The sequence below is a fragment of the Streptomyces sp. MMG1121 genome, assembly GCF_001280015.1.
Classification (GTDB): domain Bacteria; phylum Actinomycetota; class Actinomycetes; order Streptomycetales; family Streptomycetaceae; genus Streptomyces.
In genome coordinates this window covers 1-15,608 of record NZ_LGDV01000199.1, presented here as the reverse complement: position 1 = coordinate 15,608, position 15,608 = coordinate 1, and the positions used below count along the sequence as shown (strand labels likewise).

Annotated in this window: 11 protein-coding genes, 1 tRNA gene and 1 pseudogene; 6 read left to right on the top strand and 7 right to left on the bottom strand. The window is 71.3% G+C overall.

What is annotated here, in order from left to right:
• Nucleotides 1-37 precede the first annotated feature (37 nt).
• Nucleotides 38-985 carry a beta-ketoacyl-ACP synthase III gene (locus ADK64_RS24215; protein WP_053661945.1) on the top strand — a complete coding sequence of 316 codons (948 nt, stop codon included), beginning with the start codon at nt 38-40 and terminating at the stop codon, nt 983-985.
• Nucleotides 986-1,106: 121 nt separating this feature from the next.
• Entirely contained in the window at nt 1,107-1,784 is a 678-nt protein-coding gene (locus tag ADK64_RS24210; RefSeq protein ID WP_053661944.1) for a GntR family transcriptional regulator, read from the top strand.
• Here ADK64_RS24210 and ADK64_RS24205 read toward each other — a convergent pair whose 3' ends face one another.
• The 6 genes from ADK64_RS24205 to ADK64_RS24180 form a co-directional block, all read right to left on the bottom strand.
• Nucleotides 1,785-2,966 (bottom strand): low temperature requirement protein A, encoded by a 1,182-nt coding sequence (locus ADK64_RS24205; RefSeq protein WP_053661943.1) that lies wholly within the window; start codon nt 2,964-2,966, stop codon nt 1,785-1,787.
• Nucleotides 2,967-3,029: 63 nt separating this feature from the next.
• Entirely contained in the window at nt 3,030-4,442 is a 1,413-nt protein-coding gene (locus tag ADK64_RS24200; protein WP_078992805.1) for an OFA family MFS transporter, read from the bottom strand.
• 1 nt (nt 4,443) lies between these two features.
• On the bottom strand, nt 4,444-5,805 hold the full coding sequence (locus tag ADK64_RS24195) for an MFS transporter (protein WP_053661942.1): 1,362 nt from the start codon (nt 5,803-5,805) through the stop codon (nt 4,444-4,446).
• A gap of 123 nt (nt 5,806-5,928) precedes the next feature.
• Entirely contained in the window at nt 5,929-8,073 is a 2,145-nt protein-coding gene (locus tag ADK64_RS24190) for an acetate--CoA ligase family protein (RefSeq protein ID WP_053662026.1), read from the bottom strand.
• Between the two features lie 4 nt (nt 8,074-8,077).
• The gene (frc, locus tag ADK64_RS24185; protein WP_053661941.1) at nt 8,078-9,307 is read right to left on the bottom strand and encodes a formyl-CoA transferase; all 1,230 of its coding nucleotides are present in this window, start codon (nt 9,305-9,307) and stop codon (nt 8,078-8,080) included.
• A 12-nt stretch (nt 9,308-9,319) separates the two neighbouring features.
• Nucleotides 9,320-11,002: a thiamine pyrophosphate-binding protein gene (locus tag ADK64_RS24180; protein ID WP_053661940.1), complete on the bottom strand. Its 1,683-nt coding sequence runs from the start codon at nt 11,000-11,002 to the stop codon at nt 9,320-9,322.
• 280 nt (nt 11,003-11,282) lie between these two features.
• Between ADK64_RS24180 and sucC the strand changes: the two genes are divergently transcribed.
• The 4 genes from sucC (at nt 11,283) to ADK64_RS24160 (ending at nt 15,431) form a co-directional block, all read left to right on the top strand.
• Entirely contained in the window at nt 11,283-12,413 is a 1,131-nt protein-coding gene (sucC, locus tag ADK64_RS24175; RefSeq protein ID WP_053661939.1) for an ADP-forming succinate--CoA ligase subunit beta, read from the top strand.
• An 11-nt stretch (nt 12,414-12,424) separates the two neighbouring features.
• A complete protein-coding gene (gene sucD / locus ADK64_RS24170) occupies nt 12,425-13,306 on the top strand; it encodes a succinate--CoA ligase subunit alpha (RefSeq protein ID WP_053661938.1) in 882 nt (293 codons plus the stop codon).
• Between the two features lie 272 nt (nt 13,307-13,578).
• Nucleotides 13,579-15,171, top strand: a complete 1,593-nt coding sequence (locus ADK64_RS24165; protein ID WP_053661937.1) for an aldehyde dehydrogenase family protein — start codon at nt 13,579-13,581, stop codon at nt 15,169-15,171.
• 175 nt (nt 15,172-15,346) lie between these two features.
• Nucleotides 15,347-15,431: transfer RNA gene (locus ADK64_RS24160), tRNA-Leu, on the top strand.
• Here ADK64_RS24160 and ADK64_RS47490 read toward each other — a convergent pair.
• Nucleotides 15,396-15,608, bottom strand: a pseudogene (locus tag ADK64_RS47490) (recombinase family protein); the annotation flags it as partial. The gene ADK64_RS24160 and the pseudogene ADK64_RS47490 sit on opposite strands and share 36 nt — an antisense overlap.

Here is a 15,608-nt window from a genome sequence, read left to right as displayed (position 1 = left end):
GGTGGATCCCGCTACCTACGGCACGAGGGGACCCCCCATGCACGGCTCGCGCATTGCCGCCATCGGTCACTACCAGCCCGCCAGAGTGCTCACCAACGACGATCTGGCGGGCATGGTCGACACGAGCGACGAGTGGATCCGCAGCCGGGTCGGCATCCGCACCCGGCACATCGCCGGGCCCGACGAGCCGGTCGACGAGCTGGCCGCACACGCCGCCGCCAAGGCCCTCGCCGCCGCCGGGCTGGCCCCCGCCGACATCGACCTGGTCCTCGTGGCCACCTCCACGGCGATCGACCGCTCCCCGAACACCGCCGCCAGGGTCGCGGCACGGCTCGGCATCCCGCAGCCGGCCGCGATGGACGTGAACGTGGTGTGCGCCGGGTTCACCCACGCCCTGGCCACCGCGGACCACACCGTGCGCGCCGGAGCGGCCACCCGGGCGCTGGTCATCGGCGCCGAGAAGATGTCCGACGTCACCGACTGGACCGACCGCAGCACCTGCGTCCTCGTCGGCGACGGGGCCGGAGCCGTCGTCGTGGAGGCGTGCGGCGCGGGGGAGGAGCCCGGGATCGGGCCGGTGCTGTGGGGGTCGGTGCCGCAGATGGGGCACGCGGTGCGGATCGAGGGCACGCCGCCGAGGTTCGCGCAGGAGGGGCAGAGCGTCTACCGCTGGGCCACCACCCAGCTGCCGGCCATCGCCCGCCAGGCCTGCGAGAAGGCCGGGGTGGCCCCCGAGGACCTGGCAGGCGTCGTCCTGCACCAGGCCAACCTGCGCATCATCGAGCCCCTCGCCGCGAGGCTCGGCGCCGTCAACGCCGTGGTGGCCCGCGATGTCACCGAGTCCGGTAACACCTCGGCGGCCAGCATTCCGCTCGCCTTCTCCAAGCTCCTGGAGCAGGGGGCGCTGCGCGGCGGCGATCCGGTGCTGCTGTTCGGCTTCGGCGGCAATCTGTCGTACGCCGGGCAGGTCGTGCGCTGCCCCTGAACCGACCGGCGAACCAGGTGCAACAGGCCTGGATTTTGTGCACCGTAGACTGTAGACAAAAGACAATCGATACTGAGCGTCCAGCGTTCACGCGCCAGGCCTGCCCAGGAGGGGGACCGTGATGTTGCCTACCGGACTGCCGCAGGGGGCCGTGCCCAGGCTGGAACGGCCCGGCCCGCTGCGCGAGCGCGTCTACGAGGCCCTGCTGGAGCTGATCACCACCCGCGCGCTGCAACCCGGCCAGCACCTGGTGGAGAGCGAGCTGGCCGGGCACCTCGGTGTCTCACGGCAGCCGGTGCGCGAGGCGTTGCAGCGGCTCAACACCGAGGGCTGGGTCGATCTGCGGCCCGCGCAGGGCGCGTTCGTGCACGAGCCGACCGAGCAGGAGGCCGATCAGCTGCTCACGGTCCGCACTCTCCTGGAGGCCGAGGCGGCCCGGCTGGCCGCGATCCAGGCCGGCTCCCCGGGCGTCGGCGCGCTGGAGGAACTGTGCGCCGAGGGCGAGAAAGCCGTCGCCGCCGACGACGTGGACCGTGCCGTCGCCCTCAACGCGGCCTTCCACGCCAAGGTCATGGAACTGGCGGGCAACGCGGTCCTCGCCGAACTCGCCGCCCAGGTGGACCGTCGGGTCCGGTGGTACTACACCCCCGTGGCCCGGCAGCGGGGGCGCCAGTCGTGGATCGAACACCGCGAACTGATCACCGCGATCGCCGACCGTGACGAGGAGCGGGCCGCCTCCCTGATGCGCCGCCACACCGAGCACACCCGCCGCTCCTACCACGAGCGCAACCAGACCTGATCACACCGGTTCCGCCGCCGGCCGGCCCGCCTCGCAGGCGCGGGCCTCCACCGCCAGCATTCCCACCAACAGGGCCACCAGCAGCAGGAGTTCGCCGTAGACCGGCATACGGACGCCGGCCGCTGCGGTGGCCAGGGCGAGCGGAGCGGTGGCCGCGCGGTGGCGGACCGGCCGCAGTGCGAGGACCGCCCGGAAGGCCGCGTCGCCCGCCAGGAACAGCGCGACCCCGCCCGAGAGCGCCAACGCGGGTCCCCAGTGGGGGTGTTGGTCCAGCCGGCCGAGGGTCGTCTTGACGCCCGCGGACAGAAAGGCGATGCCCAGCAGCATCGGCAGGAAGGCGTAGTAGTAGGCGTTCATCGCCAGCCGCCAGCGTGCCGCCGGTGGCGTCGCCCGGAACACGGCCTCCGCGGCCTCCTCGTCCCGCACGAAGTACGTCCACCACAGCGCGACCGACAGGGCCAGCGCCAGGAACGCGCCGGCGAACAGGCCCGGGGTGAGCGGCAGATCGCCGATGCCGACCCCGATGGAGATCACGGACTCGCCGAAGGCGATGATCAGCAGCAGCCCGTGCCGCTCCACGAAGTGCGCCGGGTCCAAGGCGCCGAGCCTTGCCCGCACCAGCACCGCGCTGCGTCCGCCCTTGCGCCCCGGCCCGCGTTCGGCCACGAGCGGCGTCACGAACTGCAGGGCGATCGCGAGCACCCACAGCCCGTCGGCCGCGAGCCCGTCGACGAGACCGGCGCCGGTCACGGACAGGGCGGCGAGAGCGTTGGTGACGCCGTACCAGATCGAGTCCCAGCCGTGGCTGCGGGTGTACAAGGCGGTGTGCACGACGACCACGAGCAGGAAACCGATGCCGAAGACCACGCCGGTGTCCTCGAACACCCGGGGGATCGCCAGCGCGCACACCAGGAACGCGCCCATGCCGCACATCAGCAGCAACCGCCTGGAGGGGCGGTCGGGCGGAACCTGGTTGGTGAGGTAGGCGTAGGCGCCGTACATCCAGAACAGCACGACGAGGACCAGTGCCACCCGGCCGGCCGTGGCGAACGACAGATCGTGCGTGAGTAGCACGGTCAGCTGGGTGAGCGTGAAGACGAAGACCAGGTCGAAGAAGAGTTCCAGGGTGGTGACCCGGCGCCCGGTCTCCTCGGCCGCCGTGGCCGACGGCATGGTGTGCATGCGGTGTTCCCCCTCCGGTGATCGGTGTGCAGATCGTAGAGGGGGAGCCACCACGGGCTGTGCTCAGGACGCGGGCCGTGCCTCCGGGGCCGTGACGGCCGCCGTCCCGTCGTCCCGGCCGGGCTGGCGCAGCAGCAGCGCGATCGCCGCCGCCACCATCGAGACGCCGCCGGCCAGCGCGTAGGCGCCGTTGTAGCCCCAGGCGTCGACCACCATGGAGCCGAGGCCGCCGCCGAACAGGCCGCTGACCAGCTTGCCGCTGTACACCAGGCCGTAGTTGCTGGCGTTGTAGTTCTCGCCGAAGTAGTCCGGGGTCAGGGCGGCGAACATCGGGTAGAAGGCGCCGCCGCCGAAGCCGGAGAGGAAGGCGAAGAACAGGAACAGCCACTCGTTCCTGATGTCACCGGCCCAGATGACGCCGAACTGGGCGAGCCCCAGGACCACGATGACGAACACGAGTGTCACCTTGCGGCCCCACAGGTCGGACAGCCAGCCGACCACCCCGCGGCCGACGCCGTTGATGACGGCCATGACACCCATCGAGGAGGCCGCGACCAGCGGGCCGAATCCGACGTCCTTGGCGAAGTCGACCTGGAAGGAGATCCCGAAGATCGACACGCCCGCGGTCATGACGACCAGGATCCACATCAGCGGGAGCATGCCGGTCCTGACCGCCTCCTTCGGGGTGAACTGCCGTACCGCGGGCGGGTTCTTGGCCAGGCTCGTGGCGCTCTTGCTGTTCCCGGCGAACGTCAGCGGGTCGACGTCGGCCGGCCACCAGTTCTTCGGCGGGTCCTTGAAGAACCACGCGCACACGGCGACCGCGATCAGCACATAGACGCCGATCAGGTCGATCACCTCGTTGTAGTTGCCGGTGTCGAAGGCGTAGTTGAAGATGAAGATGAACGGCAGCGAGCCGTAGGCGAAGCCGCCGTTGACGAACCCGGTCTTCGCGCCGCGCCGTTCCGGGAACCACTTGCCGACCATGTTGATGCAGGTGGCGTAGATCAGCCCGGAGCCGACACCGCCCACCACGCCGAAACCGAGTATGGCCAGCCAGACGTTGTGGAAGTGCGACAGGGCCAGGAAGCCGAGCAGGCACATACCGGCGCCGATGTAGGACGCGCGGCGGGCGGTGAGCAGGCCCTGCTCGCGCAGCCAGCCGGCCGGGAAGGCGATGCCCGCCTGGAAGAACACCCAGACGCTGAGGATCCAGAAGGTGTTGCTCTGCGTCCAGCCGTGCGCGGCGGACAGCGTGTCCTCCGCGGAGCCGTAGGCGTACTCCGAGACGCTGATGGCCATCATCGCGACCCACGGCAGGTACACCATGAGCTTGCGGGAGTGGCCGAGTATGTCCCGGTCCGTCTCCCCGACGCGGTAGACCCGCCCCCGGGAGTCGGTGACTTCACGGTACGAACGGTTCGCCGCGCCGGGATCGGCCGGCGTGTTCCTTGTTGCCATCGGATCAGCCGTCATGTCAGGCCATCTCCTCGCCGAGGGGGTGGGGATTGGGGACGATGCGCCGGGCACTGAGCCGACCCGGCGCCTTGAGGAAGAGCGCCGCCACGGCGCAGGCGAGCCCGGTGCAGCCCGCCAGGAGGAACGCGGTGTGCGCAACCCGGGCGGCGTGCTCCGCGGCCGTCGTACCGCAGCCGACGGCGACCGGCAGCAGCCAGGCGGTGGCGAGCAGCCCGTGGATGCTCGCGCTGTGGTTCTCGCCGAAGTGGTCCGCGGCCAGCGCGGTGACCAGCGCCAGGACCGCGGCGCCGGCGGCCGCCGTGACCGCGGCGGAGCACAGCAGCAGGCCGGCGGCGCCGGTGCGGCCCGCGAGCAGCGACCCGAACTGCGCGACGCCCAGCAGCAGACAGGCCGCGATCAGGGCGCTACGCCGCCCGGCACGGTCCGACAGCGTGCCGGCCACGGCCGCCGCGGCACCGCCCGCCACGGTCACGGACCGCACCGCGGCCGCGGACAGCCCGAGTTGCCGGCCGTACGACGTCTGCATGCACAGGCCGAGCACGGTGACGCCCGCCGCGCCCAGCAGACAGAGCGCGGTCAGCCACAACACCGGTGTGCGGGCCGCCTGTCGCGGGGTGTGGTGGCGTACGGCCGGCGGGTTCGTCCGCCGGGCGCGCCGGACGGCGGGATCCGCCGGCACGGACAGCGGGTCGGGGCCGGGCGGCCACCAGTTCCGCGGCGGGTCACGGAAGAGCCGTCCGGCCGCCGTGACCACCAGGCAGGCCCCGGCCCCCGCGGCCGCGAGCAGGGTCCGCGGCGCGGCCCCCGCCACGGCCGGAAACAGAAACGGCAGGGCCCCGACGGCGAGCCCGCTCGCCACGAAACCCGTGACGGCGCCCCGGCGTTCGGGCCACCACTTGCCCGGCAACGTCAGACAGGTCGTGTGCACCAGACCCGCACCGGCGCCGGCGAGCACCCCGAACCCGAGCCGGGCGGCGGTCAGACCCGGTGCCGCGGCGAGCGCGAGGTACCCGGACAAGGTGGCGAGCGCTCCGCTCGTCATGGCCGCGCGGGCGGAGAGCCGGCCGCTCTCCCGCAGCCGCCCGGCCGGGAAGGCGACGGCGGCCTGGGACAACGCCCACAGGCCCGCCGGCCAGAGGTCCCCGCCCCACCCGTGGGCGGCACGGAGACCGCCGCGCGCCGCGAGCAACGCGTACGCGGCACAACTGATGCCCGTCATGCCCGCCCAGGGCAGGACGACCATCCAGATCCGGCCACGGCCCAGCAGATCGACGGCACTCTCGCCGACCCGGTAGACGCGGCCCCTGCGGTCCCTCACCTCCCTGCACAGCGAGAAGGCGGGGGGATCGGTGGTGTGCATCTCGCGGTTCCACCCTTTGCGTCGAAAGTTCTGGCCAGCGCCCCCTGTCCAATGCCTTTCGTGCGCTCACGGGTCCCGGGTCCGGCCGACGCGCACCGCCGGCCGGACCCCGCGTCCCTCACCTCATGACCCGCCCCCCAGCAGTCCCGCCGCCCGTGCCCACCGGTACTTCGCACCCAGCACGGCCACCGGCCTCTCGGTCGTGTACGGGTACGCCACGACCCCCCGCTCGAACAGGTACTGGCAGGCCTCCTCGACCTCGACATCGCCCGCGAGGGACGCCACGACCGGCTTCTCGATCCCGCGCTCGCGGAACTCGGCGACCACGCGCGCGGTCAGCTCGGCGAACACCATCGGCGGGGTGACGATCGTGTGCCAGTAGCCGAGGACGAGCGCGTGGATCCGCGGATCCTGAAGACCCAGCCGGATCGTCGCCTCGTACGTCGACGGCGGCTCGCCCCCGGTGATGTCCACCGGGTTGCCGGCGGCGCCGAATGGCGGGATGAAGCGGCGGAACGCCTGGTCCAGGTCGGGCGGGATCTCCATCAGGGACAGCCCGTTGTCCGTCACCGCGTCCGACAGCAGCACCCCGCTGCCGCCCGCCCCGGTGATGATCACCACGTTGTCGCCCTTCGGGGCGGGCAGGACGGGCAGGGCGCGGGCGTACTCCAGCATGTCGTTCAGGCCCGGTGCTCGGATGACACCCGCCTGCTTCAGGATGTCGTCGTAGACCGCGTCGTCGCCCGCGAGCGCCCCGGTGTGCGAGCCGGCCGCCTTCGCGCCCGCCGCCGTACGGCCCGCCTTCAGCACCACCACCGGCTTCTTCGGGACGGTCGCGCGGGCCGCCTCGACGAACGCCCGGCCGTCCTTGAGGTCTTCGAGGTGCATGGCGATGCACTTGGTGTGCGGGTCCTCACCGAACCAGGTCAGCAGGTCGTCCTCGTCCAGGTCCGACTTGTTGCCGAGGCCCACGATCGCCGACACACCCGTCTTCGTGGTGCGGGCGAAGCCGAGGATGGCCATGCCGATCCCGCCGGACTGCGAGGTCAGCGCCACACCGCCCTTGACGTCGTACGGCGTGCAGAACGTGGCGCACAGGTCCTGCCAGGTGGAGTAGTAGCCGTAGATGTTCGGACCGAGCAGCCGCACCCCGTGCCGCTGCGCGATCTCGACGATCTCCTCCTGGAGTTCGTGCTCGCCGGTCTCGGCGAAGCCGGAGGGGATGAGGACGGCGTTGGGGATGCGCTTGCGTCCCACCTCCTCCAGGGCCGCGGCCACGAACTTGGCGGGAATGGCGAACACGGCCACATCCACCTCACCGGGAACGTCCGTGACACTCTTGTACGCCTTGCGGCCCAGAATGTCATCGGCCTTGGGGTTCACCGGATGGATCTCCCCGGAGAAGCCGCCGTCGACGAGATTGCGCATCACCGAATTGCCGATCTTGCCCGGCTCGTTGGAGGCGCCGATGACGGCGACGGAGGCCGGCTGCATCAGACGGCGCATCGTCGACAGGATTTCGTCGCGTGCATACCGTCGACGAGATACGGGCTGCTTGTCGGCGAGGATCACCCGGATGTCGGCGGCGACCGCGCCGTCCGGTGTCGCGATCACCGGGTTGAGGTCCACCTCGGCGATCTCCGGGAAGTCCGCGACCAGTTGGGACACCCGCCGGATCTGCTCGGCGACGGCCCACCGGTCGACTCCGGCCTGGCCGCGCACCCCGCGCAGGACCTCCGCCGACCGGACGGAGTCCAGCATCGACAGCGCCTCGTCGGCGTCCACCGGAGCCAGCCGGAAGGTCACGTCCTTCAGCACCTCGACCAGCACCCCGCCGAGCCCGAAAGCCACCACCTTGCCGAACGTCGGATCGGTGACCGCGCCGACGATCACCTCCTGCCCCCGGGGCAGCAGCTCCTGCACCTGGACGCCCTCGATGCGGGCGCCGGCGTCGTAGGCGCGGGCGTTCTCGATGATCCGGTGGAAGGCCGCGCGTACGTCCGCCGCGCCCGCCACGCCGACGACGACCCCGCCGGCGTCGGTCTTGTGCAGGATGTCCGGCGAGACGATCTTCATGACCACCGGCCCCCCGAAACGCGCCGCCGCGGCCACCGCCTCGTCCACGTCCGTCGCCAGGTCCTCGCCCGGTACGGCGATCCCGTACGCGTCGGCGATCACCTTGCCCTCGGGCGCGGTCAGTGCGGTACGGTCCGCGGCGCGCACCGCGTCGAGAAGCGCGCGTACCCGCAGCTCCCGGTCCTCGGCCATCACGTCAGATCACTCCGTTCGACTTCAGCAGGCGCAACTCCTCGTCGCCGAGGCCCAGTTCGCCGACGTAGACCTCGGCGTTGTGCTCGCCCAGCAGCGGTGAACTCGTCACCTCGACGGGGGAGTCGGAGAGCTTGAGCGGGCTGCCGACGGTGACGAACTCGCCGCGCTCGGGGTGCGGGACGGTGACGACCATCTCGTTGGCGACCAGCGAGGCGTCCTCGATGATCTCCTTGGTCGACAGGATCGGCCCGCACGGGATGTTGTGGGCGTTGAGCCGCTCCAGCACCTCCCACTTGGGCAGCGTCGAGGACCACTCCTCGATCAGCTGGAACATCTTGGTGAGCTGGGGCAGCCGCGCCTCCGGGGTCGCCCACTCGGGGTCGTCCGCGAGCTCGGGCCGGCCGATCAGCTCGGTGATCGGCCGCCAGCCGACGGGCTGGACGATGACGTACACGTAGTCGTTCGGGCCGCCCGGCGCGCACTTGACCGCCCAGCCGGGCTGGCCGCCGCCGGAGGCGTTGCCGGAGCGGGGCACCTCGTCCCCGAAGTCCTCGTTGGGATATTCGGCCAGCGGCCCGTGCACCAGGCGCTGCTGGTCGCGCAGTTTGACCCGGCACAGATTGAGCACGGCGTGCTGCATGGCGACGTTGACCCGCTGGCCGCGTCCGGTGCGCTCGCGCTGCAAGAGTGCGGCCAGTATCCCGGCCACCGTGTGCACTCCGGTGCCCGAGTCACCGATCTGCGCCCCCGTCGCCAGCGGCGGACCGTCCTCGAACCCGGTGGTCGCCATCGACCCGCCCATGGCCTGTGCGACGACCTCGTACGCCTTGAAGCCGGTGTACGGGCCCTCCCCGAAGCCCTTGATGGACGCGTACACGATCCGGGGGTTGATCTCCTGGATGCGATCCCAGGTGAACCCCATGCGGTCGACCGCACCGGGCCCGAAGTTCTCGACCATCACGTCCGAGCGCCGGATCAGCTCGGTGAGGATCTCCTTGCCGCGCTCGGTCTTGGTGTTGAGGGTGATGCTCCGCTTGTTGCAGTTGAGCATCGTGAAGTAGAGGGAGTCGACGTCCGGGAGGTCGCGCAACTGCTTGCGCGTGATGTCACCGGACGGCGCCTCCAGCTTGATGACGTCCGCGCCGAGCCAGGCGAGCAGCTGGGTGGCGGACGGACCGGACTGGACGTGCGTCATGTCGAGGACGCGGACGCCTTCGAGAGCCTTGGTCATGGCAAGGACACCTCACTTGTACATCGTCTGGTTCATGGTTCCGGGGGCGTACGCGTCCGGGTCGACCCAGACGTTGATCAGCGACGGCTTGCCCGACTCGCGGGCCCGGCGCAGCGCTGGGCCGATGTCGGCGGGGTCGCGCACCTCCTCGCCGTAACCGCCGAGCATCTGGGCGAACTTGTCGTAGTGGACGTCGCCGAGGGTGTTGCCGACCCGCTCGCGCTCCAGGCCGTACTTGGCGGCCTGGCCGTAACGGATCTGGTTCATCGAGGAGTTGTTGCCGACGATGCCGACGAACGGCAGGTCGTAGCGGACCAGGGTCTCGAAGTCCCAGCCGGTCAGGGAGAAGGCACCGTCGCCGAAGAGGGCGACGACCTCCTTGTCCGGGCGTGCCTGCTTGGCCGCGAGCACGAACGGGATTCCGACGCCGAGGGTGCCCAGCGGGCCCGGGTCCATCCAGTGGCCGGGGGACTTGGGCTGGACGACCTGGCCGGAGAAGGTGACGATGTCGCCGCCGTCGCCGATGTAGATCGAGTCCTCGGTGAGGAAGTCGTTGATCTCGCTGACCAGGCGGTACGGATGGATGGGGGAGGCGTCCGACCTCAGGCTGGGCAACCGCTTCTCGATCGCGGTCTGCTCGGCGGCGCGCAGCTCGTCCAGCCACTCCTTGCGCTTGGACGCACCACCGTTGACACGGCCCGAAGCGGCCTCCGTGACGGACTTCAGCACCAGGGAGGCGTCGCCGACGATGCCGAGGTCGATGTCGCGGTTCTTGCCGACGGTCCGGTAGTCCAGGTCGATCTGGACGACCGTCGCGTCGGGGGACAGACGTGTGCCGTAGCCCATGCGGAAGTCGAAGGGGGTGCCGACGATCACGATGACGTCGGCGTGGGAGAAGGCGTAGCGCCGCGAGAGCTGGAAGTGGTGCGGGTCGCCTGGCGGGAGCGTGCCACGGCCGGCGCCGTTCATGTACGCGGGGATGTTGAGGGTGCGCACCAGCTCGGTCGCCGCCTCGGTGCCCCGGGTCGTCCACACCTGACTGCCCAGCAGGACGGCCGGCTTCTCGGCGTGGACCAGCAGGTCGGTGAGCCTCTCGACCGCCTCGGGGTCACCGGCCGAGCGCGTGGAGGCACGGTAGGAACCCGACTTCGGGACCCGCGCCCTGTCCGCCGGCACCTTCGCGTCCAGGACGTCGCGGGGGATCTCCAGGAAGGAGGGGCCGGGTGCACCGTGATAGCACTCGCGAAACGCCATGGACACCATGTCCGCCGCCCGCGCCGTGTCCGGCACGGTCGCCGCGAACTTGGTGATCGGCGTCATCATGTCGACGTGCGGCAGGTCCTGCAAGGACCCCATCTTGTGCTGGGTGAGCGCGCCCTGACCACCGATCAGCAGCATCGGGGACTCTGCGCGGAAGGCGTTGGCGACTCCGGTGACGGCGTCGGTCGTTCCGGGTCCGGCGGTGACCACCGCGCAGCCCGGCCTGCCGGTGATCCGGGCATAGCCGTCGGCGGCGTGCGCGGCGACCTGCTCGTGGCGTACGTCGACTACTTCTATGCCCTCGTCGACGCAACCGTCGTAGATGTCGATGATGTGGCCGCCGCACAGCGTGTAGATGCGGTCGACCCCCTCGGCCTTCAGTGCCTTGGCAACGAGATGACCACCGGAGATCACGTCCTGGGTGTCGTCGGGCATGGCGAAGTCCTGTCCCTTTCGTAGGGGGTTGGGCGGCTCGCGGTGTCCTGTATGCGCACTACGGCACGGTGTATGCGGTAGATTGCATACAGTCGACGAATACTGTATGAAGCTTGTTATCCCCCATCCCGGTGGGTGGTGTCCAGGGGGCAGACGCACTTTTCAGTCATCGGAGTCCGCCACCTTCGCGCCAGCGGAGCCGCCCCCCAGCCCTTCACTTCACACGGACAAGGCCGCAGCCGACGCGGGCTCGCGACGGCCGCGCGGACAGGAGCCGCACATGGACCTGTACGAACACCAGGCACGGCAGCTCTTCGCGGAACACGGCATCCCGGTACCGCGGGCGGAGGTCACCGACTCGCCCAAGGAGGCCCGCGAGATCGCCCGCCGACTCGGCGGCCGGGCCGTGGTCAAGGCGCAGGTGAAGACCGGCGGCCGCGGCAAGGCCGGCGGGGTCAGACTCGCCGCCGACCCCGCCGCCGCCGAAGCGACGGCCCGCCAGATCCTCGGCATGGACATCAAGGGCCACACGGTCAACACGGTCATGCTGGCCCAACCGGTCGACACGGCCGAGGAGTTCTACGTCTCCTACGTCCTCGACCGCGCCGTCGGTGGTTTCCTCGCCATCGCCTCCGCACAGGGCGGCACGGAGATCGAGCAGGTCGCCGCGAGCCGGCCCGAGGCCGTGGCCCGCATCCCCGTCGACCGGGCCGAGGGCGTCACCTCCGCCGTCGCGGCCAGGATCGCGCACACCGCCGGGCTGCCCCCGCAGACCGCCGACGTCCTGGTGCGGCTGTGGCAGGTGCTGGTTCGCGAGGACGCCCTGCTCGTCGAGGTCAACCCCCTGGTGCGGACCGCCCAGGGACACGTCCTCGCCCTCGACGGCAAGGTCACACTGGACGACAACGCCCGCTTCCGGCAGACCCGTTGGGGTGCGCAGGCCGAGGCGCACCCCGATCCGCTGGAGGCGATGGCCGCCGACCGCGAACTCAACTACGTCAGGCTCGACGGCGAGGTCGGCATCATCGGCAACGGCGCGGGCCTGGTCATGTCGACCCTCGACGTGGTCGCCGGCTGCGGCGCCCGCCCCGCCAACTTCCTCGACATCGGCGGCGGCGCGTCGGCCCGGATCATGGCCGACGGGCTGGAGGTGATCCTCGCCGACCCGGCCGTGAAGTCCGTCTTCGTCAACGTCTTCGGCGGGATCACCGCCTGCGACACGGTCGCCGAGGGCATCGTGTCGGCGGTCGGCCGCATTCGGCTCACCAGGCCGCTCGTCGTCCGGCTCGACGGCAACAACGCCGCACGCGGCCGCGCGATCCTCGCCGAGCGCGCGCACCCGCTGGTCGAACAGGCCACCACCATGGACGACGCCGCCCGCCGCGCCGCCGAACTAGCCCACACAGCCTGAGGAGCCGATCCATGGCCATCCATCTCACCAAGGAGAGCAAGGTCCTCGTGCAGGGCATGACCGGTGCCGAGGGCATGAAGCACACCCGGCGCATGCTCGCGGCCGGCACGAACGTCGTCGGCGGGGTCAACCCGCGCAAGAGCGGCCAGTGCGTCGACTTCGACGAGCGGACGGTACCCGTCTTCGGGTCGGTCGCCGACGGTATACGGACGACCGGAGCCGACGTCACCGTCATCTTCGTGCCGCCCGCCTTCGCCAAGGACGCCGTCACCGAGGCCGCCGACGCCCGGATCCCCCTCGCCGTCGTCATCACCGAGGGCATCCCGGTCCACGACACCGTCGCCTTCACCGCGCACGCGCGACGCACCGGCACGCGGATCATCGGGCCCAACTGCCCCGGCCTCATCACCCCCGGCCAGTCCAATGCCGGCATCATCCCCGCCGACATCACCAAGCCCGGCCCCGTCGGCCTGGTCTCCAAGTCGGGCACGCTCACCTACCAACTGATGTACGAACTGCGCGACACGGGCTTCTCCACCTGCGTCGGCATCGGCGGCGACCCGGTCGTCGGCACCAGCCACATCGACTGCCTGACCGCCTTCCAGGACGACCCCGACACCGAACTCATCGTGCTCATCGGCGAGATCGGCGGCGACGCGGAGGAACGCGCCGCCGCCCGCATCCGCGACCACATCACCAAGCCCGTCGTCGCCTACGTCGCCGGGTTCACCGCCCCCGAGGGCCGCACCATGGGCCACGCGGGCGCCATCGTCTCCGGCTCCTCCGGCACCGCCCGGGCCAAACAGGAGGCCCTGGAGTCGGCCGGCGTCCGCGTCGGCCGTACGCCGACGGAAACGGCCCGCCTGGTCATGGAGACCCTCCGCAACGGCTAGCGGCCACGATGAGGCGAACCGATGCCCTGTCCCGAGCGGCCGGATCGCCTTTGCCGTGGACGGCCGATCGCCTTTGCGGTGGACGGCCGAGCCCTTGTGCCGTGGGCGGCTGGAGTTCCTGTGCCGCGGACGGCCGAGCCCTTGCGCCGTGGGCGGCTGGAGCTCCCGTGCCGTGGGCGGCTGGAGCTCCCCGCCACTCGAACCTCCCCCGCACCACCAGCAGTCACCCACCCCACCCCGCCCCGACCGTGCACCGAGAGCGGAGCTGACGTATGGCACCCACCCTCACCCCGGACCCGCACACCCCTCTGCCGGAGGCGAGTCCCCCGACCGCGACCCTGATCAAACCCGGCACGGCCTACGCCGACGCCTGGCAGCGCTGTCTCACGGCCGCGCCCGAGGCCTTCCACGACGAGCGCGTCCTCAACCTCTGGGGCGCCGCCTGGCAGACCGACGGGCGTACGCTCCCGGCGACCACCCCGGTCGACGGCACCCCGATCGCCGGCGCCCCGCGCCTGGACGGCGCCACCGCCCAGCACGCCGTACGGGCCGCCCTCGACCAGCACCGCGCCTGGCGGCACGTACCGCTGCCCGAACGGCGGGCCCGGATCGCCGCCACCCTGGACGCGCTCAGCGCCCACCGCGAGCTGCTCGCCCTGCTGCTCGTCTGGGAGATCGGCAAGCCCTGGCGGCTGGCCCTCGCCGACGTGGACCGCGCGATCGACGGTGTGCGCTGGTACGTCGACGGCATCGAGGCGATGCTCGGCGGCCGGGCCCCACTGGACGGGCCGGTCTCCAACATCGCCAGCTGGAACTACCCGATGAGCGTGCTCGTGCACGCCGTCCTCGTGCAGGCGCTGGCCGGAAACGCCGTGATCGCCAAGACCCCGACCGACGGCGGTGCGGCCTGCCTCACCCTCGCCTCGGCACTGGCTGCCCGCGAGGGAGTGCCCGTCACTCTGGTCGGCGGCAGCGGCCGTGAGCTGAACCAGGCGCTGGTGCGAGCACCGGAGATCGGCTGCGTGTCCTTCGTCGGCGGCCGCGACACCGGCGCCGCCGTCGCCACCGCCGTCGCCGACCTCGGCAAACGGCACATCCTGGAACAGGAGGGACTCAACACCTGGGGCATCTGGGACTACTCCGGCTGGGAGCGGCTCACCGCCGTGATCCCGAAGCTCTTCGACTACGGAAAACAGCGCTGCACCGCCTACCCGCGTTTCGTCGTCCAGCGCTCGCTGTTCGACGCGTTCCTGGCCGCCTATCTGCCGGCGGTCCGGGCCGTGCGCGTCGGTCACCCCCTCGCGGTGGCGGCCCCCGCCGACCCGCTCCCGGCCCTCGACTTCGGCCCCCTGATCCACGCGGCCAAGGCCAAGGAGCTGACCGACCAGGTCGCCGAGGCCGTGGACCGGGGCGCCGTACCGCTGTACCGGGGCCGGCCCGACCCGGCGCGATTCCTGCCCGGCCAGGACGCCTCCGCCTACGTCCACCCGGTGACCCTCCTCAACCCGCCCCCGTCCTCCCCGCTGCACCACGCGGAACCCTTCGGGCCGGTCGACACGATCGTCCTCGTCGACACCGAGGCCGAGTTGCTGGCCGCCATGAACGCGTCCAACGGCGCGCTGGTCGCCACCCTCGCCACGGACGACCGGGCCGTCTACGACCGGCTGGCCCCGCAGATCCGCGCCTTCAAGACCGGTCACGGGGCGCCCCGCTCCCGGGGCGACCGCGACGAGCTGTTCGGCGGCTTCGGCGCGTCCTGGCGCGGCGCCTTCGTCGGCGGCGACCTCCTGGTACGCGCCGTCACCCAGGGCCCGGCGGACGAGCGGCCGCCGGGGAACTTCCCGGAGTACCAGCTCATGCCATGACCCTCACGCCGAGTACGCGGAATCTCGCATTCTGTGTACGGCCATCACCCCGGCGGCCCGGCCGGTCCGGGCCGCCGCCCAGGGCACGGATACGCAGGTGAAACGCACTCCGAAACCTTGGTATTGTTGTCCATGTCGCCGCGGGGAACAGCCCCCGCAAGGCGGCAGACACCTAGTCCGGGTGGCGGAATGGCAGACGCGCTAGCTTGAGGTGCTAGTGCCCTTTATCGGGCGTGGGGGTTCAAGTCCCCCCTCGGACACCCTGTATGGCGATACCGAAGCGAGGGCCTCGACCTAACGGTCGCGGTCCTCGTTGCGTTGTCGTACACGATGGTGACGCCCAGGGCCTCGTAGAGGGGCTCCTTCTTGTCGGCGTCGGCGGTCTGGATGCGTTGTGCGATGACTCCGAGTCTCTCAGTGATCTCGCGGATCTGGTC